The organism is Bordetella sputigena, from assembly GCF_965137885.1.
Taxonomy (GTDB): Bacteria; Pseudomonadota; Gammaproteobacteria; order Burkholderiales; family Burkholderiaceae_B; genus Bordetella_C; species Bordetella_C sputigena.
On record NZ_CBCSCA010000015.1, the window covers coordinates 30,525 to 51,592 of the forward strand.

18 protein-coding genes are annotated in these 21,068 nt (G+C 66.6%); 11 read left to right on the plus strand and 7 right to left on the minus strand.

What is annotated here, in order from left to right:
* Positions 1-133 precede the first annotated feature (133 nt).
* The 3 genes from ACNA0R_RS23500 to ACNA0R_RS23510 all read right to left on the minus strand — a co-directional run bounded on the left by ACNA0R_RS23500 (position 134) and on the right by ACNA0R_RS23510 (position 2,670).
* Positions 134-1,672 carry a PepSY-associated TM helix domain-containing protein gene (locus ACNA0R_RS23500; protein ID WP_415828489.1) on the minus strand — a complete coding sequence of 513 codons (1,539 nt, stop codon included), beginning with the start codon at positions 1,670-1,672 and terminating at the stop codon, positions 134-136.
* A 72-nt stretch (positions 1,673-1,744) separates the two neighbouring features.
* Positions 1,745-2,242, minus strand: a complete 498-nt coding sequence (locus ACNA0R_RS23505) for a DUF2946 family protein (RefSeq protein ID WP_415828490.1) — start codon at positions 2,240-2,242, stop codon at positions 1,745-1,747.
* A 56-nt stretch (positions 2,243-2,298) separates the two neighbouring features.
* Positions 2,299-2,670, minus strand: a complete 372-nt coding sequence (locus tag ACNA0R_RS23510) for a DUF2784 domain-containing protein (RefSeq protein WP_415828491.1) — start codon at positions 2,668-2,670, stop codon at positions 2,299-2,301.
* 190 nt (positions 2,671-2,860) lie between these two features.
* Between ACNA0R_RS23510 and ACNA0R_RS23515 the strand changes: the two genes are divergently transcribed.
* From ACNA0R_RS23515 to ACNA0R_RS23525, 3 genes are all read left to right on the plus strand, one after another.
* Positions 2,861-3,226: a response regulator gene (locus ACNA0R_RS23515; protein ID WP_415828492.1), complete on the plus strand. Its 366-nt coding sequence runs from the start codon at positions 2,861-2,863 to the stop codon at positions 3,224-3,226.
* A gap of 254 nt (positions 3,227-3,480) precedes the next feature.
* Positions 3,481-5,001 carry an aldehyde dehydrogenase family protein gene (locus ACNA0R_RS23520; RefSeq protein WP_415828493.1) on the plus strand — a complete coding sequence of 507 codons (1,521 nt, stop codon included), beginning with the start codon at positions 3,481-3,483 and terminating at the stop codon, positions 4,999-5,001.
* A gap of 55 nt (positions 5,002-5,056) precedes the next feature.
* On the plus strand, positions 5,057-5,680 hold the full coding sequence (locus tag ACNA0R_RS23525) for an FMN-binding negative transcriptional regulator (protein WP_415828494.1): 624 nt from the start codon (positions 5,057-5,059) through the stop codon (positions 5,678-5,680).
* Positions 5,681-5,687: 7 nt separating this feature from the next.
* On the opposite strand, the gene ACNA0R_RS23530 is transcribed toward ACNA0R_RS23525, so the two are convergent.
* The 4 genes from ACNA0R_RS23530 to ACNA0R_RS23545 all read right to left on the minus strand — a co-directional run bounded on the left by ACNA0R_RS23530 (position 5,688) and on the right by ACNA0R_RS23545 (position 11,566).
* A complete protein-coding gene (locus tag ACNA0R_RS23530) occupies positions 5,688-8,408 on the minus strand; it encodes a mechanosensitive ion channel domain-containing protein (RefSeq protein ID WP_415828495.1) in 2,721 nt (906 codons plus the stop codon).
* 238 nt (positions 8,409-8,646) lie between these two features.
* Positions 8,647-9,123: a winged helix-turn-helix transcriptional regulator gene (locus ACNA0R_RS23535; RefSeq protein WP_415828496.1), complete on the minus strand. Its 477-nt coding sequence runs from the start codon at positions 9,121-9,123 to the stop codon at positions 8,647-8,649.
* Positions 9,124-9,204: 81 nt separating this feature from the next.
* Positions 9,205-10,371, minus strand: coding sequence for a PQQ-dependent sugar dehydrogenase (locus ACNA0R_RS23540; protein ID WP_415828497.1), 1,167 nt, complete (start codon positions 10,369-10,371; stop codon positions 9,205-9,207).
* A 127-nt stretch (positions 10,372-10,498) separates the two neighbouring features.
* Positions 10,499-11,566: an Ldh family oxidoreductase gene (locus tag ACNA0R_RS23545; RefSeq protein ID WP_415828498.1), complete on the minus strand. Its 1,068-nt coding sequence runs from the start codon at positions 11,564-11,566 to the stop codon at positions 10,499-10,501.
* Between the two features lie 127 nt (positions 11,567-11,693).
* On the opposite strand from ACNA0R_RS23545, the gene ACNA0R_RS23550 reads away from it, so the two are divergent.
* From ACNA0R_RS23550 to ACNA0R_RS23585, 8 genes are all read left to right on the plus strand, one after another.
* Complete coding sequence (locus ACNA0R_RS23550) at positions 11,694-12,701, plus strand: LysR family transcriptional regulator (protein WP_415828499.1); 1,008 nt, start codon at positions 11,694-11,696, stop codon at positions 12,699-12,701.
* Between the two features lie 160 nt (positions 12,702-12,861).
* Positions 12,862-14,364: an ABC transporter substrate-binding protein gene (locus ACNA0R_RS23555; RefSeq protein ID WP_415828500.1), complete on the plus strand. Its 1,503-nt coding sequence runs from the start codon at positions 12,862-12,864 to the stop codon at positions 14,362-14,364.
* A gap of 176 nt (positions 14,365-14,540) precedes the next feature.
* The gene (locus tag ACNA0R_RS23560) at positions 14,541-16,343 is read left to right on the plus strand and encodes a gamma-glutamyltransferase family protein (protein WP_415828575.1); all 1,803 of its coding nucleotides are present in this window, start codon (positions 14,541-14,543) and stop codon (positions 16,341-16,343) included.
* A 350-nt stretch (positions 16,344-16,693) separates the two neighbouring features.
* A complete protein-coding gene (locus ACNA0R_RS23565) occupies positions 16,694-17,878 on the plus strand; it encodes a porin (RefSeq protein WP_415828501.1) in 1,185 nt (394 codons plus the stop codon).
* A 356-nt stretch (positions 17,879-18,234) separates the two neighbouring features.
* Entirely contained in the window at positions 18,235-18,594 is a 360-nt protein-coding gene (locus ACNA0R_RS23570; RefSeq protein WP_415828502.1) for an NADH-quinone oxidoreductase subunit A, read from the plus strand.
* Positions 18,595-18,636: 42 nt separating this feature from the next.
* Complete coding sequence (locus tag ACNA0R_RS23575) at positions 18,637-19,116, plus strand: NuoB/complex I 20 kDa subunit family protein (protein ID WP_066353485.1); 480 nt, start codon at positions 18,637-18,639, stop codon at positions 19,114-19,116.
* Between the two features lie 48 nt (positions 19,117-19,164).
* Entirely contained in the window at positions 19,165-19,794 is a 630-nt protein-coding gene (locus ACNA0R_RS23580; protein WP_415828503.1) for an NADH-quinone oxidoreductase subunit C, read from the plus strand.
* A 2-nt stretch (positions 19,795-19,796) separates the two neighbouring features.
* Positions 19,797-21,053: an NADH-quinone oxidoreductase subunit D gene (locus ACNA0R_RS23585; RefSeq protein WP_415828504.1), complete on the plus strand. Its 1,257-nt coding sequence runs from the start codon at positions 19,797-19,799 to the stop codon at positions 21,051-21,053.
* The last annotated feature ends 15 nt before the right edge of the window (positions 21,054-21,068 follow it).

Consider the following 21,068-nt stretch of genomic DNA (forward strand, 5'->3'; position numbering starts at 1 on the left):
CAGATCGTCGCCATGTCGATCACCAAGCGGTACTTCACATCGCTCTTCAGCATGCCGCCCTTCGGTGGCCACTATCTGTACTACCCCGGCCACCGGCTGGTGCCGGCGGGCCTGCGCGCCTTCGTCGACGTCCTCAAGGACGTAGAGCGCGACGCGCGGCCGACGGCTCGGCCGCGGCAAGCCGCCAGCGCAGCACATCGACCAGCAGAAAGGCCAGGAAACTGAGGCCCATGAGCGGCAGGCTCCATCCCAGCGCCGCCGCCAGCAGCACCGCGATGCCGCGTTGCGCGCCGGGCAGGCGGCTCCAGGCCTGCGTGACCGTCAGCACGGGCGAACCGGGCGCTGGCCGGCGTCGCCACCACATGGCGTAGCCGAGCACGATCATGGTGCTCAGGGCGATGCCGAAGGCCGCCATCAGCAACTGATTGGGCCAGCCGAACAGGATGCCCATATGCGTGTCGATGCCCCAGCGGATCAGTTTGGCCACCAGCGGGAAGTTGGCGAAATCGGCGCGGCTGACAATGGACATGTCGCGGCCATCGATGGCGACCGCATCGACCTGCGTGGGCCAGGAACGGTCCACTTCGCGTACCGTCCACGCCTGATCGGCCTTGCGCGGCGGGCGGACTTCGATGTCGTTGGCGTCGATTCCCGCCGCGCGGGCAGTGGCGACGACGCGGTCGAACTGCGTTTCGTAGGCCGTCGGCCCGGCGCGGGAGGGCGTCGCGTCCTTCGATGCGGGATCGGCAGGCGTCGCTCCCATCGACGGCATGTTCATGGAATCGCCCGTTCCGGGCGCGCCCATGGTCATGGCGTGGCCGCCATGCCCCATATGCTCCGCGTGTTCGCCGCCTGCCGGCATTGCGTCGCCACCCGGTTTCAGGCTGGTCGCCAGCCCCGGCGTGACCCAGCCCAGTTCCTGTCGCACTACATTGATGTTGCCGCCAGCCCAGCGCGACCAGGTCAGCCCGGTGGCCGACAGGAAGAACAGGCCGATGGCGATCCATAGGCCGATCAGGCTGTGGACGCGCCGCAGGCGTAGCCGGCCGCCGCTCGCGCTGGACCGGGCCACGGCCGGCGCGGCGGTGCGGCGGCGGCCATAGGCCCACAGCACGATTCCGCCCAGCGCGGCGAACCACAGCCACGACGCGGCCAGCTCGCTGTAATTGCGGCCCAGGTCGCCCAGCATCAGGTTGCGGTGCAGGGTGTCCAGGGCGGTGCGCAAGGGCAGGGTGCCGCTGGTGCCGTAAACGTTCAGGTCGCCCTTGACGGCCAGGGTCACGGGATCGATGAATATCGCGCGATGCTCCGAATCCTGCAGCCCCGGCTGGCTGAACATGACGCGCGTCGTGGTGCCTGGCGTGGAGGCGGGCCGGATCGCGGCCAGCCTGGCTTCGGGGCCGATGACAGCGCGCGCGGCGGCGATCTGTTCGGTCAGCGTATGCGCGGGACCGGTGGCATCGCTGTACAGCTGGTCCGCATACAGGCGGTTCTCGATCTGCGGGGTGAGTACGAACAGCGTACCGGTCACCGCGGCGACCAGGATGAAGGGGCCGACGAAAAGGCCGACGTAGAAATGCAGGCGCGTGATGAGCGCCATCAATGCGGTGGCGGCCGCGGGCCGGGCAGCGCCGGCGCGCGCGGACGCGCCGCGGTAAGGAGTATCGGGCATGGTGTGCACCTGTGCTTCAGACAGACGAGCGCAGTCCCGCGTGCGCGCGGACTGCGGTGGAGGCTTGGATCGTCAGGCCGTAGGCGGTGCGCGCGAGCCCAGCGGCGGGCCGGCGGGCGGCAAAGGCGGCAGCGCGGCCGGCGCGGCGAAGCGCACGGCTACGTCGCGGACGGCCGCCAGGAACGGCGTCAGCGCCAGGGAGGGCAGGTCCGCGGCCAGATGGGCGGAGGCCCAGAAGGGGCATTCGGACCCGGCCATGTGGTCGGAGTCCGATTGATGGCCGTGGCCGTCGTGCGCCATGCCGGACATGGCCATGCGCGCGTGCGATTCGCCCGCATGGCCGTGGCCAGGCGCCGGCGGGCTATCCGGCGGGCTATCTGTCGGGCGGCTAACCGCCGGCTGGCCATCCGGCAGGCCGCCGCGCAGCAACTGCAGGACCGACACGGCCCCCGTCGAGGTGCACAGACTGATGCGTACCACGCCGTGCCGCAACGCGGCGGTATCCGGCATATAGCCCACGGGTATCATGGCCCGCAGGCCGACGGCGAGCAGAAGCAGGCACAGCAGCAAGCGCGTGCCGGAATCAATGCGAAGGGGCCGGACAGAGTGGGGCATCGGGCCGGATTTTAGCAATCGCTGTGCCGCCTGCGCCGAAACAGCAGGGCGTACAGCAGCACATTGCCCACCACCAGCAGGACCGCGAGGCTTGCCTGCACTTCGCGGCTCAGCCCGCGCGGATAAATCATGGCGGTCAGGTAGTGCTGGATAAAGTCGCCACCGTAGGGCTGCAGCCCGGCCTGCGAACGCAGCGCGTTTTCCAGGGGCGTCAGCGGACAGATCCACCCCATCCCTGCGATGGTCGCGCCCCACAGCAGGGCCGGCAAATGCAACCAGATCAACCAAGGCTTCCAGAACGCCGCGAATGCGCCGAATATCACCCAGATCACGAAAAAGGCGTGAAGGATCAGGACAAGGTCGGCCAGCAGGGCGTATGGCATGGGGCGCTGGAGCGGGATCGTTATCCCGGAATTCGGGTTCCGGGTATCTTACGCGGCCGCCCGGAGCGGCCCTGCCAGGCACGGCGCTTGCATACGTATTCCTTCGGTCGAGATTCGATCCGCGCGAGCCAAGGGCGCGGTCGGGTGCAGGAACACAGCGGACGCGCATCGCGCGCACGGAGTAGTGGATATGGCAAAAATCATGGTGGTGGACGACGAGGCATCGCTCGCGAGAGTGGTGCATGACGCGCTCAGCGGCGCCGGCCACACGGTGTACGTCGAGAACGACGGTTTGACGGCGTTGACGAGGATGCTGGAGGTCCAGCCGGACCTGGTGGTATCCGACGTAATGATGCCCGGCATGGGCGGCGCGTCGCTGCTGACCGCCATGCGCGACAACGCTTATCTGGAAGAAGTCCCGGTCATTGTGATGAGCGGCTTGCCCGAAGAGTCCATCGTCAAGGCCTGCCCGCATTACTCCGCCTTCATCGCCAAGCCTTTCGACCTGACGCTGATGGTCGATACCGTGGACCGGGTGCTCGGTACGGCGCTGTAGGGCGGCGTGCCCGAAGGTGGTGCGCGGCGGCCCGCTTCCGGGCCTGGCCGCATGGGCGTGGTGCCTGTCCCGGCGCCCGCCGTCTCGATCTTCATGAACCTGGTATCGGCCCTGACGCATAAAGGGGGCGGGATTGTGCGCGCGCCCCGTCGGGCGTTATACCCCTCGTAGAGGCCCGACCCCATCCGGATACGGGCCCGCGCGGCACCCGCGCCAGAAGGGGATTCCGCAGCGATCCCATCCAGGAGACCATCATGAACAGTCCAGCAGACTTGAAGACCCGTCCCGCTCTATCGCCAGGCGTGGAAAAGTGGCTGTCGCAGCCGCGGCCCATGCTGATCGACGGGAAATGGGTGCAGGCGAAATCGGGCAAGACATTCCAGGTGCATGACCCGGCCACGGGAGAAGTCATTGCCCAGGTCGCCGAAGGCGACAAGGCCGACGTCGATGCGGCGGTGCAGGCCGCGCGCCGTGCTTTCGAAAGCGGTCCGTGGGCACGCATGACGGCGTCGGCGCGCGGAAGAATGATTCACCGTATCGGCGACCTGATCCTGCAGCATGCCGACGAACTGGCCGAACTCGAAGCCATCGACAACGGCAAGCCGAAGTCGGTCGCGCGGGTCGCCGACGTCGTGCTGTCGGCCGACATGTTCCACTACATGTCCGGATGGACCACCAAGATAGAGGGCAAGACCATACCCATATCGGCCCTGGCGGCGCCCGGCATGGAATTCGTATCGATGACCCGGCCCGAGCCCATAGGCGTGGTGGGGCAGATCATTCCATGGAATTTCCCCCTGCTGATGGCGGCGTGGAAGCTGGCCCCGGCCCTGGCCACGGGCTGCACCGTGGTACTGAAGATCGCGGAAGAAACGCCGCTGTCCGCCTTGCGCCTGGGCGAACTGCTGCTGGAAGCGGAGTTGCCCGCCGGCGTCGTCAACATCATTCCCGGCTTTGGGGAAACCGCGGGCGCCGCGCTCGCCGCCCATCCCGGCGTCGATAAAGTGGCATTCACCGGGTCGACGGAAGTGGGCAAGCTGATCGTGCAGGCCGCTTCGCGCGACCTGAAGAAAGTCAGCCTGGAGTTGGGCGGCAAGTCTCCCAACATCGTCCTGGGCGATGCCGACCTGGACATTGCCATCCCCGGCGCGGCCGCCGCCATATTCTTCAACCACGGGCAATGCTGCAATGCCGGCTCCCGCCTGTACGTGCAGCGCAATATCTTCGACAAGGTGGTGGAGGGCATCGCCGAGCAGGCCAGCAAAATCACGCTGGGCCACGGCCTGCTTGAAAGCACCCAGATGGGACCGCTGGTGTCGCAGGTGCAGTACGAGCGCGTGACGGGGTATCTGGAGTCCGGCAAGACGCAAGGCGCCCGCGCGGTTTGCGGCGGCAAGGGCCTGGGCGGCGGCGGCTACTTCGTCGAGCCGACCATTCTGGTGGATACCAGGCCGGACATGAAGGTGGTGCAGGAAGAAATCTTCGGTCCGGTGCTGGTGGCCACGCCTTTCGACGAAGTCGACGACGCCCTGATCGCGCAGGCCAACAACACGGTGTACGGGCTGGCGGCCGGCGTTTGGTCGGGCAGCGAAGGCCGTGCCATGAGTATCGCCAACCGCTTGCGCGCCGGAACGGTGTGGATCAATTGCTACCACGTGTTCGACGCCGCCTTGCCGTTCGGCGGCTACAAGCAATCGGGATGGGGCCGCGAGATGGGCCAGGCGGTGTTGAACAACTACCTGGAGACCAAGGCCATAACCACCCGGCTGTCGTAAGCCGCGGTGGCGGCGGGCGGATTGCGACATAATGGCGCATCCTCGGGAGCCCACTATGTACGTACCGCCCGCGTTTCGCGAAGAAGACCTGTCCGCCATCCATCGCGTCATGCGGGAAGCGCGCCTGGTCCAGCTGGTAACCCACGGGGCGGACGGCCTGATCGCCACGCCGCTGCCCATGCTGCTGGCGGCGGACGAAGGCGAGCAAGGGGTCCTGTATGGCCACATGGCTCGCGCGAACCCGCATTGGCGGGCGCCGGTCGAGGGCGAAGCGCTGGCGATTTTCATGGGGCCCGACGCCTACGTCACCCCGTCCTGGTACGCCAGCAAGCAGCGCGACGGCAAGGTCGTGCCGACCTGGAACTACGTCGCGGTGCATGCCTACGGTCCGGTGGAATTCTTCGACGACGCCGAACGCCTGCTGCGGGTGGTTTCCGGCTTGACCGATCGTCAGGAGTCGACCCGCGAAGCGCCCTGGGCGGTGTCGGATGCGCCGGCGGATTACATCGCCGCCATGCTGCGCGGCATAGTCGGCGTGCGGCTGCCCATAGTGCGTATCGACGCCAAGCGCAAGATGAGCCAGAACCGCAATCCGGAGGACCGCGCCGGCGTCGCGGCCGGTCTGGCGGCCAGCGACGATCCGCTCGCCCGCGCGGCCGCGCGGGCGATGCCGGAATAGCGCTGTATCACGTCTGCCTGCGCGCCTGGCCGGTACCGGCGCCAGCACCATCGCCCTGGCGTTGGCTGCCTTGGGCGGGCTGTGTTTCCTGGCCGGTGGGCACGGCCAGCGGCGAGCTGTCGGTCGGCAGCAAGAGGCTGGCGCGCGGGTTGGCGATCTCGATGCCCAGTTCGCGGAAGCGTTCCAGGATGCGGCGGTTGATTTCCCGCTGCACGCCCCAGCGGCCTTTGTCGCTGCAGCGCATCTGGCCGACCAGGGTCACCATCGAGCCATCCACCGAATCCACGCCCCAGACCTCGATATCGTTCAGGATCTGGTCCTTGAAGCTGGCGTCCTCGCGTAGCGACGCGCCGATCTGCTTGAGTTCGCGCACCACCATATCGATATCGGTGTCATAGGCGACGCTGATGCGCACCGCCGCGTTGCCGATGCCGCGATTGCTATTGCTCACCGTCGAGACCGAACTGAAAGGCACGATGTACAGCGCCCCGTCGCCGCCGCGCAGGCGCACGGTGCGTATCGACAGGTATTCGACGCTGCCCGATACGCCGGCGACGGTCACCCAGTCGCCCACGCGCATGGCGTTTTCCATCAGCAGGAATATGCCGGTGATGAAATCCTGCACCAGCTTCTGCGAGCCGAAGCCTACCGCCACGCCGATGATGCTGGCGCCGGCCAGCAGCGGCGTCGTATTGATGCCGATCTCGTTCAGCGCGGTCAGGCCGACGATCAGGGCCACGACGATGAATAGCGCCGTGCGCAGCATGGGCAGCAGGGTACGCAGGCGCGCGGCGCGCACGGCGTCGCCGCGCCGCGTCCAACGGGCCAGCCGGCGCTCGACCGCGTATTGCGCGGCTTCCCAGATCAGGATGGCGACGATAATGGCGATGACGATGGTCGTGACCGCCGACGCCAGGCTGCGGCCCAGCGTCCCGCTGGCGAACCAGCCCAGCGCGTCGAGGCCCCAGGCCTCGAACAGGGCGACTATGGTGCACAGGATCAGTACCAGCGAGACGAGGCCGCGCGTCCACGGATAGTAGCGTTCCGACAGGCGCGTGACGCCGCTGGCCTGGGTGTCGTTCCCATCCTGGTTGCCATGGTTGGCGGTGGCAAACAGCCGGCCCAGGCTGCCCAGAATCAGGATGGCCAGCAGGCGCGCGCCCACCAGCACCACCGCCGACATCAGGATAAAGTGGATCAGCTTGGGGAAGCCGTCCTGGACGCCCATGGCCCATATCACCCACACGCCCATCACCAGCACGATGGCGATCGCCGCCCACGCGTCGGCGAGCCAGTTGCGCGCGACAGCCAGGGGGCCGGTGGCGTGCGGCGCGGCGCGCAAGGCCTGACGGATCGGACGGCGCAGCTTCAGGATCAGTACGACGGCGCTCAGGTGCACCAGCAGGGAGACCGCTTTCAGGAAAGCCATGCGCAGGGCGGGGGCGGTGCCCAGCAGCGGGATGGTGTCGGCGATGGCCACGCCGAACAGCGCCAGGCCGGCAATCCAGCGCACCCAGGTCAGCAGCAGGCGCGCTGTCGCGGGCGTAACGTCCAGGAGCCGCAGTCCTTGCCCGGCCGGCGAGACCAGCAGCCGCACCACCGCCATGGTCAGCCGCAGCGCGACATAGGCCTGGATGAAGCCGGCGACCGCCTCGCGAACGCGCAGGTGGTCGGCGGTCATGTAGCGCAGGGCCAGGCTGGCCGCGATGAAGAACAGCGCGATGGGCAGGATTTCCAGTATGAGCGCGCCGATCGCGTAGGGCAGATTGCTCAAGGTGCGCCAGTGGTGGCGCGATTGCTGCTCCCATGTGGTGTCGCGTGCTTCTCGCGGCTGCGCGGGCGTTGCGTCATTGTCCGTGGCAGGCGGCGGTGTCGCGCCGGCGGCGTTCTGCTTGCCTACCCGCACGGTTTCGACATGATCCACGCCGTCGCGATGCGTCTGGATGACGGCGACGTCGTCGGATGGAGGCGCCAATCCGGCCTGTGCCGCATCGGGCGGCGTGTCGGCCAGTGGCGTCTCTTCTTTTTGGGTTGCCGGTGTGTTTGCGCGCACGGTGTCCGCCGCGGCGGCATGGCGCCTGGCCAGCCGGTTGGCGTGTTCCTGCAAGGCCATCCGCGGCCGGCGCAGGGCGCCATGCAGGCCCCATTCCAGGAGCAGTCCGATGGCGAAGGCGGCGAGCAATGACAGGGTGAGCAGGCCCAGCAGGCGCTGGCCGGCGTCGGTGCTCACCGCGCGGGAGTTCGCTATCAGCAGGGGGATTTCCTGCACGGCCTGCGCGGCTTCGCTCATCTGGGCGGTGAAGTTGTCCATCCAGTTGTCCAGGCTGCGCAGCATGCGAGCCATCAGGCCGCCGCTTTCGAGCGGCACGATGGTATCCGGCTTGTCGTCGGATGCGGTCTGGCTGCCCGGCGGCGCGGCAGGCGCCGCCGGCGTGGCGCTGGCGGGCGGCGATCCCGACGCCGCCGGCGCGGCGACCGCGATGGTATTCAGGACATTGATCAGCTCGGCGCGCCGCGCATCGTCGCGCAGGATGTCGACCGTGCGCCTGGCATCGGCCGGGGTGATCGCCTGCCGCGCCGCCGCCGCGTTCACGGCATTCGCCGCCTGCGCGTCGTGCGCCGTCGGGTGGCCCGGCGAGGCCGGCGCGGCGCTCTGCGCCATGGCGGGGCTATGGATGAAAAGGGAAACGAGGATGCAGACCAGGCCTGCCTTGAAGAATTCGCTCATGCGCATACCGGGAAGCGGGCGCCGCGAAACCGCCGGCGCCATGACCAAAAGGTCAACGGCAGAGCAAGCGCCATTCCCAGGCCCGGGCCTCGCGCCGGTTCACCCCCCGCGTCCTCCCCCGGCGTCCGCGTCTCCGGGGCCTGGGCGCCGCCCTGGCATCGCGGCCGCCTCTCCGCGTCGCCGCCAGTTCGAGGCTGATTCGAGGCTGATTCGAGGCTAGTTCGAGGCTGATTCGAGGCTAGTTCGGGGTCAGTTGCGCTTCCGGCGCCTGCGCGGCGCCGGCGAGGGCATGGCGCGCCGCGTTGCCCGGCAGTGCCGGCAACACGGCCCCTTGCGGGGCGGCGCCTTCCCGCGCCGCATCTCCCATCGCCGCGTCGTCCACCGACGCATCATCCAGCGTGCAAGCGTGCCGCTCGCCCCAATCGCGCAGCGCGGCCAGCACGGGCACCAGGTCCCGGCCGCGTTCGGTCATGACGTATTCCTGATAAACGCTGCCATCGGAGGCCGGCGCGATCGCCAGGATGCCCCGATCAACCAGCATGCGCAGCCGCGCCGTCAGAATGTTGCGTGGTATCCCCAAGCTCTTCTGGATGGCATTGAAACGCCCGATGCCTTTGAACGCGTCGCGCAGGATCAGCAATGTCCACCAATCGCCGATACAGTCCAGCGTCCTGGCGATTGCGCATGGCGATGCATGAAGAGACTTTCTTTTCATCGACTTCTCCTTTGCTTATGCGGTACGGCCGTCTGGCGCGGCCTATCGTTCGATGTGGCGACGGCCCCCGTCCCGGGCGGCCTATCGTTTCGGCGTGAGACGCAGCAGGCGGCCTCCGGGGCCGTCCTCGATCACCCATAGCGCGCCGTCCGGGGCCACGGCCACGTCGCGGATGCGCTGGCCCATGTCCCAGAGATCCGCTTCCTTCGCGCCACCCTTGTCGTCGAATACGATCCGCGCGAGCGCACGGGCCCGCAGGCCGCCGATAAACGCCGATCCGCGCCATTCCGGAAACATCGATCCGCTGTAGAACGCCAGTCCCGCCGGCGCGATCACCGGCGTCCAATAGATCACCGGTGGCGCGAGGTCGGGCCGGGTGGCGTGGCGGGGGATGGGCGTGCCGTTGTAGTTGTCGCCGTTCGATACCAGGGGCCAGCCGTAATTGCGGCCGGCGACGATCAGGTTCAGTTCGTCGCCGCCCATCGGTCCCATCTCGTCCATCCACAGCCGGCCGTCCGGCGCGAACGCCAGCCCGTAGGGGTTGCGATGGCCGGTCGTCCAGGTCTGCGCGCGGACGCCGCCCGACGCCGCCCAGGGGTTGTCGGGCGGCGTGCCGCCGTCCAGATTCAAGCGCAGTACCTTGCCCAGCGCCTGGTCGGGATCCTGCGCCGTATCGGGCCGCATGCGGTCGCCCGAGGTCAGGAAAAGATGCTTGCCGTCCGGGGCGAAGGCAATGATGCCGCCGGGCTGGCCCCCCGAACCCTTGGGGGTCTGCCGCCAGATCACCGACAGATTCCGCAGCGCCGCCGCACCGCCGCTTTGCTCCAGCGTGGCGCGCGCCAGCGCCAGGCCGCTGCCGCCCGCGCCCGGTTCCAGATAGGTGAAGTAGATAACGTGGCTGGCGGCGTAGTCCGGCGCCGCCGCGACGTCGAGCAGGCCGTTCTGGCCGCCGTACGCCACCTTGGGCACGCCCGCCACCGGAATCTTGCGACCCCTTGCATCGACCAGGAACATCCGGCCGGGCTTCTCGGTGATGAGCATGCGCGCGTCGGCCGCGTCGGCGGGCGGCAGGAAGGCGATCGCCCAGGGTTCGTCGAAGGTGGCGACCGCGGTCGCGACAAACGGCTTATCGGCGCTCGGCCTGATCTGGCCGGCGTTGGTTTCCGCCGCCGCCGGCAGCGCGATCGCCGCGCAAAGCATGGCGGCGGCCCCCAGTGCGCCGGCGAGGCTGATGCGAGCGAGCTGCATGCGTCACCTCCTGCGTTCGTTAACCGCGACCCGGCACCGGGGCACTGTGCGCACGCTCCGTACCGCGGGCGCCTCGGTCCGCTTCGCGCCCGTCATCCCACCCACACGGCTCGATCCCGACCGTTCGTCACGCGCCCAGCGGCGCCACGTTTACGCTTTCCGCCAGCGCGTCCAACGCCGCGCGCAGCTCCGCATGGATGGGCACGCCGTTGGCCATGCGTTCTTCATAGGTGCGGTGCGACTGTTCGCCCGGCAGGCGGATCTCATCCCAACCGGGCAGCATCGGCGAGGACTTCATCTGCGCCCAGATGTCGTCCACCTGCTCCTCGAACTCGCGCAATGGCATGAATGCTTCCACGTCCACGGCGATCACGGTATGGCCCGTATTGGTGGTGGTGGCGTAATCCTGGTTGAAGTCGACCACGTCCTTGCCGAAGGCCGCGCCGTTCAGCGTACCGGCCAGCAGGCCGAACATCATCGCCAGGCCGTAGCCCTTGGCGCCGCCGATGGGCAGCAGGAATCCTTCGTTGGATCGCTTCGGATCCAGCAGCGGCTTGCCGTCGCGTCCCACCATCCAGCCTTCCGGCATCATTTCGCCCCGCTGTGCCTTGGCCTTGACCTTGCCGTAGGCGGCATTGGTGGTCGCCATGTCCAGCACGATAGGGGGGCGCGTATGGCCAGGCACCGCGATGGCGATGGGATTGGTGGAGAGCAGCATCTCCGTGCCGCCCCAGGGCGGCATATGGTTGGCGCTGCCCACGGCCATATAGATGCCGATCATGCCGTGTTGCAGCGGCATGCGGGCGTAGATGCCGGCCGGGCCGGCATGGTTGCTCATGCGGGCGCCCACCCACGCGACCCCGGTGTTGCGCGCCTTCTGTACGGCCAGGTCGGCCGCTTTCTTCATGATCAGGTGGCCGATGCCGTTGTCGCCGTCGAGCAGCGCGGAGCCCGCGCGTTCCTTCACGATACGGATATCGGGCCGCATATTCATGCCGCCGGAACGGATGCGCTTGATGTACGGCGGCAGGCGGAAGATGCCGTGCGCGTCGGCGCCGCGCGCATCGGCTTCGGCCATGATGCCGCCCACCACGCGGGCGTCGGCCGCGGGCATGCCGACCGCGGAAAGTGTGCGGGCGATGAAATCCTGGAGTTGGGCGGCGGGCACCCGGATGGCGGTGGTTTCTTGAGGCATCGAAAGTCCAGGATCTGCGTCCTGCCATATCACTTTGAACTGGGGACTTGAAGTATATGTAGCCGGTCCTTGGGCGGCCAATGCTGTTTTCCTGTGCGGCCATAACAAAGTGTTCTAGACTGCGGCCATGAACCTGAAAGCCCTGCGCTATTTCGTCGCCATCGCCGATACGGGCAGCTTTACCGCGGCGGCGGCCCTGGTCCGGATCGCCCAGCCGGCGCTCAGCCGCCATGTGCGCGAACTCGAAAGCGAACTGGGCGTGACGCTTTTGCGGCGTAGCGCCCGGGGCGCCTTGCTCACGCAGGAAGGCGCCGCGCTGTGCGAGGCGGCGCGCCGCATCCTGGCGGAAGCGGAACAGGTCAAGACCCAGCTGACCGCGCGCGCCCAGATGGGCCAGTCCACCATCACGGTGGGCGCCTCGCCGACCCTGGGGCGGGTACTGCTGCCGGGCCTGTTCGAGCGCTGCGACAGCGCCCTCGGCGGCTTCCGTATCGCGCTGCGCGAGTCCTTCACGCCGATTCTTTCGGATTGGCTGGAGCGCGGCCTGGTCGACGTCGCCTTCCTGACCAATCCCGACGGATCGCGCGATTTCGCCCTGCATCATCTCTATAGCGAGCCCTTCGCGCTGATCACCGCCGCGCCGCGTCGCTTTCCCGCCACCGTCACCATCGCCGAACTGGCGGACATTCCGCTGCTGATGACGCGCTTCCATCGCAACCTGATGGAGCGCCAGCTGGGCGTCGTCGGCGGCCGCCTGAACGTCCATGCGGAGATCGACTCAGTGGAGTCGATCAGCGAACTGGTGATGCAGGGGCGCTGGGCCACCGTGATGCCGGTATCGGTGTTCAGCCGCCAGCGCGAGGCGCGCACCGTCGCGCTAACCGAGGTCAGCGGCGTGCAGCTGAACCGCCTGCTGATGCTGGCGGTGCGCCGGGATGGCCGGGCCAACCCAGGCATCGCCCTGTTCACCGAAATCGTCAAGGCGGAATGCGCCGAACTGGTCGCCAAAGGGGTGTTCAGCTTTTCGGACGGCCCCCGGATGGAGCGGGGCCGATCGGACGATGCTCCGGCCAACGCCGGCGACGATAAGCCGCGGGGCGGCCGACCGCGGCAAGGCAAGGCCGCGCGGCCCTGAGCCGACGCCCGGCGCATGGAGGGCGCCCGCGCACGGCGTAAATAAAGCGTGTAATTAAAGGCCTTGATATATCAAGCTTGGATACAATGCCCGCTTTGATCTATCGGCGGCCTGTACGCCATGCGCGGCGCGCGGCTGGCTCGCAATCTGGAGAAGTCTCATGCGTAAACTCTGCCTGGCCATGACGCTGGCTGGTCTGCTCGCCAGCAGCGCCGCGATGGCGCAATCCACCCTGCGTATCGGCCTGCAGGACGATCCCGACGTACTGGACCCGGCGCGGGCCCGCACCTTCGTCGGCCGCATCGTGTTCGCTTCGCTGTGCGACAAGCTGGTCGACATCACGCCCGACCTGAAGATCGTCCCGCAACTGGCCATGTCCTGGTCCACCAGCGCCGACGGCAAAACCTTGACGCTGAAACTGCGCAAGGGCGCCGTCTATCACGATGGCACGCCGATCGACGCCGCATCCGTCAAGGCCAATCTGGACCGCGCCCGCACGCTGCCGGACAGCAACCGCAAGAGCGAACTCGTCACGCTGGCCAGCGTGGACGCCCCGGATGCCGAGACCGTCGTCCTGCACCTGACCGAGCCCGACGCATCGCTGCTGTCCCAGCTGTCCGATCGCGCCGGCATGATGATTTCACCCGCATCCTTCGACAAGGACCCCGGCAGCAAGCCGGTTTGTTCCGGTCCCTACAAATTCAAGGAGCGCGTGCAGAACGACCGCATCGTGCTGGAGAAATTCCCGCAATACTGGGATGCCGCCGACTACCACTTCGACCGCGTGATCTTCACCCCCATCCCCGACGCCACGGTCCGGGTGAACAACCTGCGCGCCGGTGACCTGAATATCATCGAGCGCGTCGCGCCCTCGGACGCCAAGGCCGTCAAGGACGACTCCAGCCTGCGCCTGGCGCCGGTCACCGGCCTGGGCTATCAATCGTTCTCCTTCAACCTGGCCAACGGTGCCCGGGCCAATACCCCGTTCGCCAAGGACAAGCGCGTGCGCGAAGCGCTGGACCTGGCCATCGACCGCGACGCCATCAACCAGGTGGTGGGCGAGGGCATGTTCCAGCCCGCCTATCAGCCTTTCCCGCCGGCCAGCTTCGCCTACGACAAGCGCTTGGAGCGCAGCGGCCGCGATCCCAAGAAGGCCAAGGCCTTGCTCAAGGAAGCCGGCTTCGATCGCGTCAAGCTGGAGATCACCTTCGGCAACAACACCACCATGCAACAGGTGTACGAACTGATCCAGGCCATGGGCGCCGAGGCGGGTTTCGACATTTCCCTGAAGCCGGTCGAATTCGCCGCGCTGCAATCCGCCCTGGCCCGTGGCGACTTCGAGGCCGGGCAGAGCGGCTGGTCCGGCCGTGTCGACCCCAGCGGCAATATCTATCAGTACATGCATACCAAGGGCAGCCTGAACGACGGCAAGTTCAGCAATGCCGAGGCGGACAAACTGCTGAACGAGGCCCGCGCCGAGCCGGACGAGGCCAAGCGCAAGGTGCTGTACGGCAAAGTGATGGACATCATGCACGCCGAAGATCCCATCATCTACCTGTTCTACCTGCCCTGGACCTTCGGCGTGCAGAAGAAGGTGCAAGGTTTCGTGGCTTATCCGGATGGCCTGATCCGCCTCAAAGGCGTGACCATGGCGGCCAAGTGATCTGAGCCCAGGCGCGCCGGCGGCCGGTCCGGCCACCGGCCGCATCCCGGCGATGACCGGTGCCCGCCGGTCATCGCTTCAACCGACATCGGTGGTCGGCCCCGTCCGGTCCCCGCCCCAATAAACGTGTACGGCCGCGCCGCGGTTGCGCGCGGGGCGGCCGGGAGACCGACATGATGTTCACCACGCGCCCGGAAATCCTGGGCACCTTCGGCGTCGTCACTTCGACGCACTACCTGGCCACCGCCGCCGGGATGGCCATGCTGGAGCGGGGCGGCAACGCCTTCGACGCCTGCGTCGCCACCGCCTTCGTCCTGCAGGTGGTCGAGCCCCATCTGGTCGGCCCGGCCGGCGAAGTCCCCATCGTCTTCCATTCCGCCGCCCGGGGCAGGGTAGAGGTACTGTGCGGCCAGGGCACCACGCCGGCCGCGGCCACCCTGGATCGCTTCCGCGCGGAAGGACTGGACCTTATCCCAGGCAACGGGCTGTTGCCGGCCGTCGTCCCCGGCTCCTTCGATGCATGGATGCTGCTGCTGCGCGACCATGGCACCATGCGCCTGCGCGACGTCCTCGAACCGGCCATCTACTACGCGGAAAGCGGCCATGCGCTGATGCCGCGCATCTCCAACACTATCGCCGGCCTGAAGGCCTTCTTCGAGCAGAACTGGCCCACCACGGCCGAAATCTACCTGCCCGGCGGCAACGTGCCGGCCGCCCGCAAGCTGTTCCGTAATCCGCGCCTCGCCCAGACCTGGCAGCGCGTATTGCGCGAGGCCGAAGCGGCCGGCGCCGACCGCCAGCAGCAGATCGAAGCGGCGCGCGACACCTTCTACCGCGGCTTCGTCGCCGAAGCGATCGACCGGTTCGTTCGCCAGCCCTGCATGGACGAAAGCGGAACGCCCCATGCCGGCGTCATCACCGCGGACGATCTGGCGGCGTGGTCGGCCACCTATGAATCGCCGCTGACCTACGACTACCAGAACTACACCGTCGCCAAGGCCGGCGCCTGGAGCCAGGGGCCGGTGTTCCTGCAGACCCTGGCCTTGCTGAAAGGGGCTGGCTTGGACGCCATGGGCCCGTCCAGCCCGGAGTTCGTGCATATCCTGACCGAGGCGATGAAGCTGGCCTTCGCCGATCGCGAGATCTACTACGGCGACCCGGCCTTCGTCGACGTGCCCTTGGCGCAGTTGCTGTCCGAGGCCTACAACGCGCCGCGTCGCGGGCTGATCGGCGAGCGGGCGTCGCACGAGCTGCGTCCCGGCGTGCTGCCGGGCTACGAAGCCCAGCACGCGCGCATGATGGACGTCTTGCGGCGCCTGTCCCGCGTGACGCAGGCCGGCGCGCCCACCAATGAACCGACCATGGCCGACATGCGCGCCTCCGCCTCGGTCAAGCGCGGCGACACCACCCACGTGGACGTCATCGACCGCTGGGGCAATATGGTCGCCGCCACGCCGTCCGGCGGCTGGTTCCAGTCCTCGCCCGTCATTCCCGATCTGGGTTTCGGCCTGACCACGCGCGCGCAGATGTTCTGGCTGGAACCGGGGCTGCCCGGCACCCTGGCGCCGCGCAAGCGCCCGCGCACGACGCTGACGCCGTCCCTGGCCCTGCGCGACGGGCGTCCCTATATGGTGTTCGGCACGCCCGGGGGCGACCAGCAGGAGCAATGGCAGCTGCAGCTGTTCCTGCGCCACGTCCATCACGGGCTGAACCTGCAGGAAGCCGTCGACCAGCCCATGTCGCACACCATGCATTTCCCGAGTTCCTTCTATCCCCGCGATCGCAAGCCCGGCCATCTGGCCCTGGAGGCTTCCTTCGGCAAGGAAGCGATCGACGCCCTGCGCGCCCGCGGGCACGTGATCGAGGAAGTGCCCGCCTGGTCGGTCGGCCGCCTGACCGCCGCGTCGCTGGACGAGGACGGCATCATGCACGCCGCGGCGACCCCGCGGCTGATGCAGGCCTACGCCGCCGGCCGCTGACGCTCCGGGAAGGCGGAATTTCTGAGTCGCGGGCCGCCGGGGTGGCGCCGCGACGGGGATGGTTCCCGCCTTCCTGCCTGTGCCATCCCGGCATTTCGGGGGGCGATACCGTCCCGATATTCTTGTCGCCGGGCCTGGCAAACGGGGACGCAAGTCTTGGGCGGCTCGGCGTCATGTTGTAAGGACCCAACACAGCGCCGGCCCAAAGCCGTGGTTTTGCGGCACGACCATAGCCAGTCCCCCGGATTTTTGATGCAATAGCGTCAACTTCCCTTCGCGGAGTTAGGGGGGCGGCAGGCTGGTGTGCTGGATTGCTGCTCTTGTCACTCAAATCAACGGAGATTTCTTAAATGAAAAAGACTCTGCTCGCTGCCGCCCTGCTCGCCGGTTTCGCCGGTGTGGCCCAGGCAGAAACGTCCGTGACCCTGTACGGGATTCTGGACACCGGTATCGGCTACCAGAACATTCGCGGCGTCGACGGTATCGACAAGCAGTCGAAGTTTGGCATGCTGAATGGCGTGCAAAACGGTTCCCGCTGGGGTCTGCGTGGTTCGGAAGATCTGGGTGACGGTCTGCGTGCTGTGTTCACCATCGAATCGGGCTTCAACTCGGGCGACGGTAACTCCGCCCAAGGCGGCCGCCTGTTCGGTCGTCAAGCCACCATCGGTCTGGCCAGCAACAGCTGGGGCCAACTGGACTTCGGCCGTCAAACCAACGTCGCTTCCAAGTTCTTCGGTTCGATCGATCCGTTCGCTGAAGGCTTCGGCATGGCGAACATCGGTACCGTGTTCAGCTCGTCCAACACGACGCGCTTCGACAACATGGTCCTGTATCAATCGCCCGTGTTCGGCGGCTTCCAGGTTGGCGCTGGTTACTCGTTCAATATCGACGACACCAACTCCTCGCAAACCAGCTGGAACACCAACAACAACCAACGCGCCATCACGACCGGTCTGCGTTACGTGAACGGCCCGCTGAACCTGGCCGCCGCGTACGACCAAGTGAACCGCAGCACGTCCGTGGCTGATGCCGACACCACCGGTGGTGGCGATCGCATCCGCGCCTGGTTGATCGGCGGTGCGTACGACTTCGAAGTCGTCAAGGTCTCGGCTGCCTACGGCCAAACCAAGGGCGGCTGGATCCAGGCTACCAGCCTGACCGGTCTGTTCACCAGCGGTTCGCCCGACCTGAACGGTCCGGCCGCCGGCAACGGCAGCGTGCTGCCCACCAACACCTACAGCGACGACTTCAAGGCGCAGCAGTGGATGTTGGGTGTGTCGGCTCCGATCGGCGGCGCCACCAGCGTCTTCGGTTCGTGGCAGCGTGCCAACGTCAAGGACAGCAGCCTGTACCTGGCTGGCAGCGGCGCCTTCGCCGGCGAAGACAGCAACATGAACGTCTACTCCGTGGGCGTGACGTACGACCTGTCGAAGCGCACCAACCTGTACGCTCTGGGTTCCTACACGAACAACTACGGTTTCGTGGACGGCCTGAAGAGCACGCTGGTCGGCGTCGGTATCCGCCACCGCTTCTAAGCAATACCCGATGCGGGGCGATCCGTCGCTCCGCATCGCATGTGTTTCGTCTGGCCGGGATTTTTCCCGGTGGCGTGAGCATATCGGGCGTGGCGGGTCATACCGTACGCGCCTTTCAAAGCCACCTTTCGGGGTGGCTTTTTTGTTTTCTGCTTTTTGTTTTCCCTTTTGTTTTTTGCTATCGTTATGGTCTCGGCGACAGGCTGCTTCTCGCGGCTTTTGCGATATGCCGAGCCTTGCCATCCGGCCTCAGTCCGCGCCCTTTTATTCCTGTCCGCCGGCTACAGAGTTCAGCGGGAAGTAACGGCGCAAATGCTACAATCCTTAGGTTTGAGCATTTCACGGACGCGCCCCGAATGAACCTGCAACAGTATTTCCCCGTTCTGCTATTCATCATTGTGGCGACGCTGATCGGTTTCGCGCTGATCACCGCGGGCTCGCTGCTTGGACCGCGCCGTCCCTACGCGGAGAAATTGTCTCCCTACGAATGCGGATTCGAGGCTTTCGAAGACGCGCGCATGAAATTCGACGTGCGCTACTACCTCGTCGCCATCCTTTTCATCCTGTTCGACCTTGAGATCGCGTTCCTGTTTCCGTGGGCCATCGCGCACGGCACCGTCGGTCTGGTCGGCTTCTGGACCGTCATGATTTTCCTGGCGGTCCTGACGGTGGGTTTCATCTACGAATGGAAGAAAGGCGCGCTCGATTGGGAATGATGCCTACCCGCTCATATCCCATCCACGCCACCAGAGATCAAAATGGCTATTGAAGAAGGCATTCACAAGCAAGGCTTCATCACCACGAGCGCCGACAAGTTCATCAACTGGGCCAAGACCGGTTCGATGTGGCCCATGACCTTCGGTCTGGCCTGTTGCGCCGTGGAGATGATGCACGCCGGCGCGGCGCGCTACGACCTGGACCAGTTCGGCATCATCTTTCGCCCCAGCCCCCGCCAGTCGGATCTGATGATCGTCGCCGGCACGCTGTGCAACAAGATGGCGCCGGCGCTGCGCAAGGTGTACGACCAGATGCCGGAGCCACGCTGGGTCGTCTCCATGGGTTCCTGCGCCAACGGCGGCGGGTACTACCACTATTCGTACTCCGTAGTGCGTGGTTGCGATCGCATCGTTCCGGTGGACGTCTATGTGCCGGGCTGTCCGCCCACGGCCGAAGCGCTGGTCTACGGTCTGCTGCAGATGCAGAACAAGATACGCCTGACCAACACGATCGCGCGCTGATCGGGCATACGCCTGCATTGCGTGTCCCGGCTTACCTAATCGTTGAAGATGATGACCAGGCTCGAAACCCTGAAAACCAATCTGCACGCCGCGTTCGGTGAAACCATCGCATTGACCGAGGCGCTCGGCGAACTGACGCTGGAAGTCCCGGCGGCCCAGTGGGTGTCGGCGTGCAACCGCCTGCGTACCGACGCGGGCCTGCAATTCGAAACCTGTATCGACCTGTGCGGCGTCGACTATCTGACCTGGGGCAACGGCACGCGCCCGTCGGCCGATGATCGCGGCGGCGCGCGCGGGCAGCGCGGCCGCTTCGCGGTGACCATCCACCTGCTGTCCATCGCGCACAACTGGCGCCTGCGCGTCCGCACCTGGGCGCCGGACGACGACTTCCCCATGGTTGCCTCGCTGATCGATTGCTGGCCCGCGGTCGGCTGGTACGAGCGCGAAGCCTTCGACCTGTACGGCATCGTCTTCGAAGGCCATCCGGACCTGCGCCGCATCCTGACCGATTACGGCTTCATCGGTCATCCGTTCCGCAAGGATTTCCCGCTGTCGGGCAATGTGGAAATGCGCTACGACCCTGAGCAGGGCCGCGTCATCTATCAACCGGTCACCATCGATCCGCGTGAAATCACGCCGCGCGTCGTGCGCGAAGATACCTACGGAGCCGGTCGCTGATCATGGCAGAAATCAAGAACTACACCCTGAACTTCGGTCCCCAGCACCCGGCCGCGCACGGCGTGCTGCGCCTGGTGCTCGAGCTGGACGGCGAAGTCATCCAGCGCGCCGATCCGCACATCGGCCTGCTGCATCGCGCCACCGAAAAACTGGCCGAGCACAAGACCTTCATCCAGGCGCTGCCTTACATGGATCGCCTGGACTACGTGTCCATGATGTGCAACGAGCACGCCTACGTCATGGCCATCGAAAAGCTGCTGGGCATCGAGGCGCCCCTGCGCGCGCAGTACATCCGCGTCATGTTCGATGAGATCACGCGGATCCTGAACCACCTGATGTCGCTGGGTTCGCACGCGCTGGACGTCGGCGCCATGGCGGTCTTCCTGTACGCCTTCCGCGAACGCGAAGACCTGATGGACTGCTACGAGGCGGTATCCGGCGCGCGCATGCACGCCGCCTACTATCGTCCGGGCGGCGTCTATCGCGACCTGCCGGATGCCATGCCGCACTACGGCGAATCCAGCAAGTATCGCGGCGAACGCGAAGTGCGCGCCATGAACGACGCGCGTTCGGGCTCGCTGCTGGACTTCATCGAAGACTTCACCAATCGCTTCCCGGCCTGCGTCGACGAATACGAAACGCTGCTGACGGACAACCGCATCTGGAAGCAGCGCCTGGTCGGCATCGGCGTGGTTTCGCCGGAGCGCGCCAAGGCGCTGGGCTTCACCGGGCCGATGCTGCGTGGCTCCGGCGTGGCCTGGGACCTGCGCAAGACGCAGCCCTATGAAGTCTACGACTTGATCGATTTCGACGTGCCGGTCGGCGTCAACGGCGATTGCTATGACCGCTACCTGGTCCGCGTCGCCGAAATGCGCCAGAGCAATCGCATCATCCGCCAGTGCGTGGAGTGGCTGCGCAACAACCCCGGCCCGGTGATGATCGACAACCACAAGGTCGCGCCGCCCAAGCGGGCCGCCATGAAGACCAACATGGAAGAGCTGATCCACCATTTCAAGCTCTTCACCGAAGGTTTCCATGTGCCCCCCGGCGAAGCCTATGCGGCCGTCGAGCATCCCAAGGGCGAGTTCGGCATCTATCTGGTGTCCGACGGCGCCAACAAGCCGTACCGCCTGAAGATCCGCGCCCCCGGTTTCGCCCATCTGCAGTCGCTGGACGAAATGACCCGCGGGCACATGATTGCCGACGCCGTGACCGTCATCGGCACGCAGGACATCGTGTTCGGCGAAATCGACCGTTAGGGAACGCCGCACGAC

What these genes read in the sequence shown, in the direction of transcription:
- ACNA0R_RS23555 (WP_415828500.1), top strand. Translation starts at nt 12,862, where the DNA reads ATGCGTAAACTCTGCCTGGCCATGACGCTGGCTGGTCTGCTCGCCAGC.
- ACNA0R_RS23540 (WP_415828497.1), bottom strand. Translation starts at nt 10,371, where the DNA reads ATGCAGCTCGCTCGCATCAGCCTCGCCGGCGCACTGGGGGCCGCCGCC.
- ACNA0R_RS23510 (WP_415828491.1), bottom strand. Translation starts at nt 2,670, where the DNA reads ATGCCATACGCCCTGCTGGCCGACCTTGTCCTGATCCTTCACGCCTTT.
- ACNA0R_RS23545 (WP_415828498.1), bottom strand. Translation starts at nt 11,566, where the DNA reads ATGCCTCAAGAAACCACCGCCATCCGGGTGCCCGCCGCCCAACTCCAG.
- ACNA0R_RS23550 (WP_415828499.1), top strand. Translation starts at nt 11,694, where the DNA reads ATGAACCTGAAAGCCCTGCGCTATTTCGTCGCCATCGCCGATACGGGC.
- ACNA0R_RS23570 (WP_415828502.1), top strand. Translation starts at nt 18,235, where the DNA reads ATGAACCTGCAACAGTATTTCCCCGTTCTGCTATTCATCATTGTGGCG.
- ACNA0R_RS23535 (WP_415828496.1), bottom strand. Translation starts at nt 9,123, where the DNA reads ATGAAAAGAAAGTCTCTTCATGCATCGCCATGCGCAATCGCCAGGACG.
- ACNA0R_RS23500 (WP_415828489.1), bottom strand. Translation starts at nt 1,672, where the DNA reads ATGCCCGATACTCCTTACCGCGGCGCGTCCGCGCGCGCCGGCGCTGCC.
- ACNA0R_RS23515 (WP_415828492.1), top strand. Translation starts at nt 2,861, where the DNA reads ATGGCAAAAATCATGGTGGTGGACGACGAGGCATCGCTCGCGAGAGTG.
- ACNA0R_RS23525 (WP_415828494.1), top strand. Translation starts at nt 5,057, where the DNA reads ATGTACGTACCGCCCGCGTTTCGCGAAGAAGACCTGTCCGCCATCCAT.
- ACNA0R_RS23530 (WP_415828495.1), bottom strand. Translation starts at nt 8,408, where the DNA reads ATGAGCGAATTCTTCAAGGCAGGCCTGGTCTGCATCCTCGTTTCCCTT.
- ACNA0R_RS23560 (WP_415828575.1), top strand. Translation starts at nt 14,541, where the DNA reads ATGTTCACCACGCGCCCGGAAATCCTGGGCACCTTCGGCGTCGTCACT.
- ACNA0R_RS23575 (WP_066353485.1), top strand. Translation starts at nt 18,637, where the DNA reads ATGGCTATTGAAGAAGGCATTCACAAGCAAGGCTTCATCACCACGAGC.
- ACNA0R_RS23585 (WP_415828504.1), top strand. Translation starts at nt 19,797, where the DNA reads ATGGCAGAAATCAAGAACTACACCCTGAACTTCGGTCCCCAGCACCCG.
- ACNA0R_RS23580 (WP_415828503.1), top strand. Translation starts at nt 19,165, where the DNA reads ATGATGACCAGGCTCGAAACCCTGAAAACCAATCTGCACGCCGCGTTC.
- ACNA0R_RS23565 (WP_415828501.1), top strand. Translation starts at nt 16,694, where the DNA reads ATGAAAAAGACTCTGCTCGCTGCCGCCCTGCTCGCCGGTTTCGCCGGT.
- ACNA0R_RS23520 (WP_415828493.1), top strand. Translation starts at nt 3,481, where the DNA reads ATGAACAGTCCAGCAGACTTGAAGACCCGTCCCGCTCTATCGCCAGGC.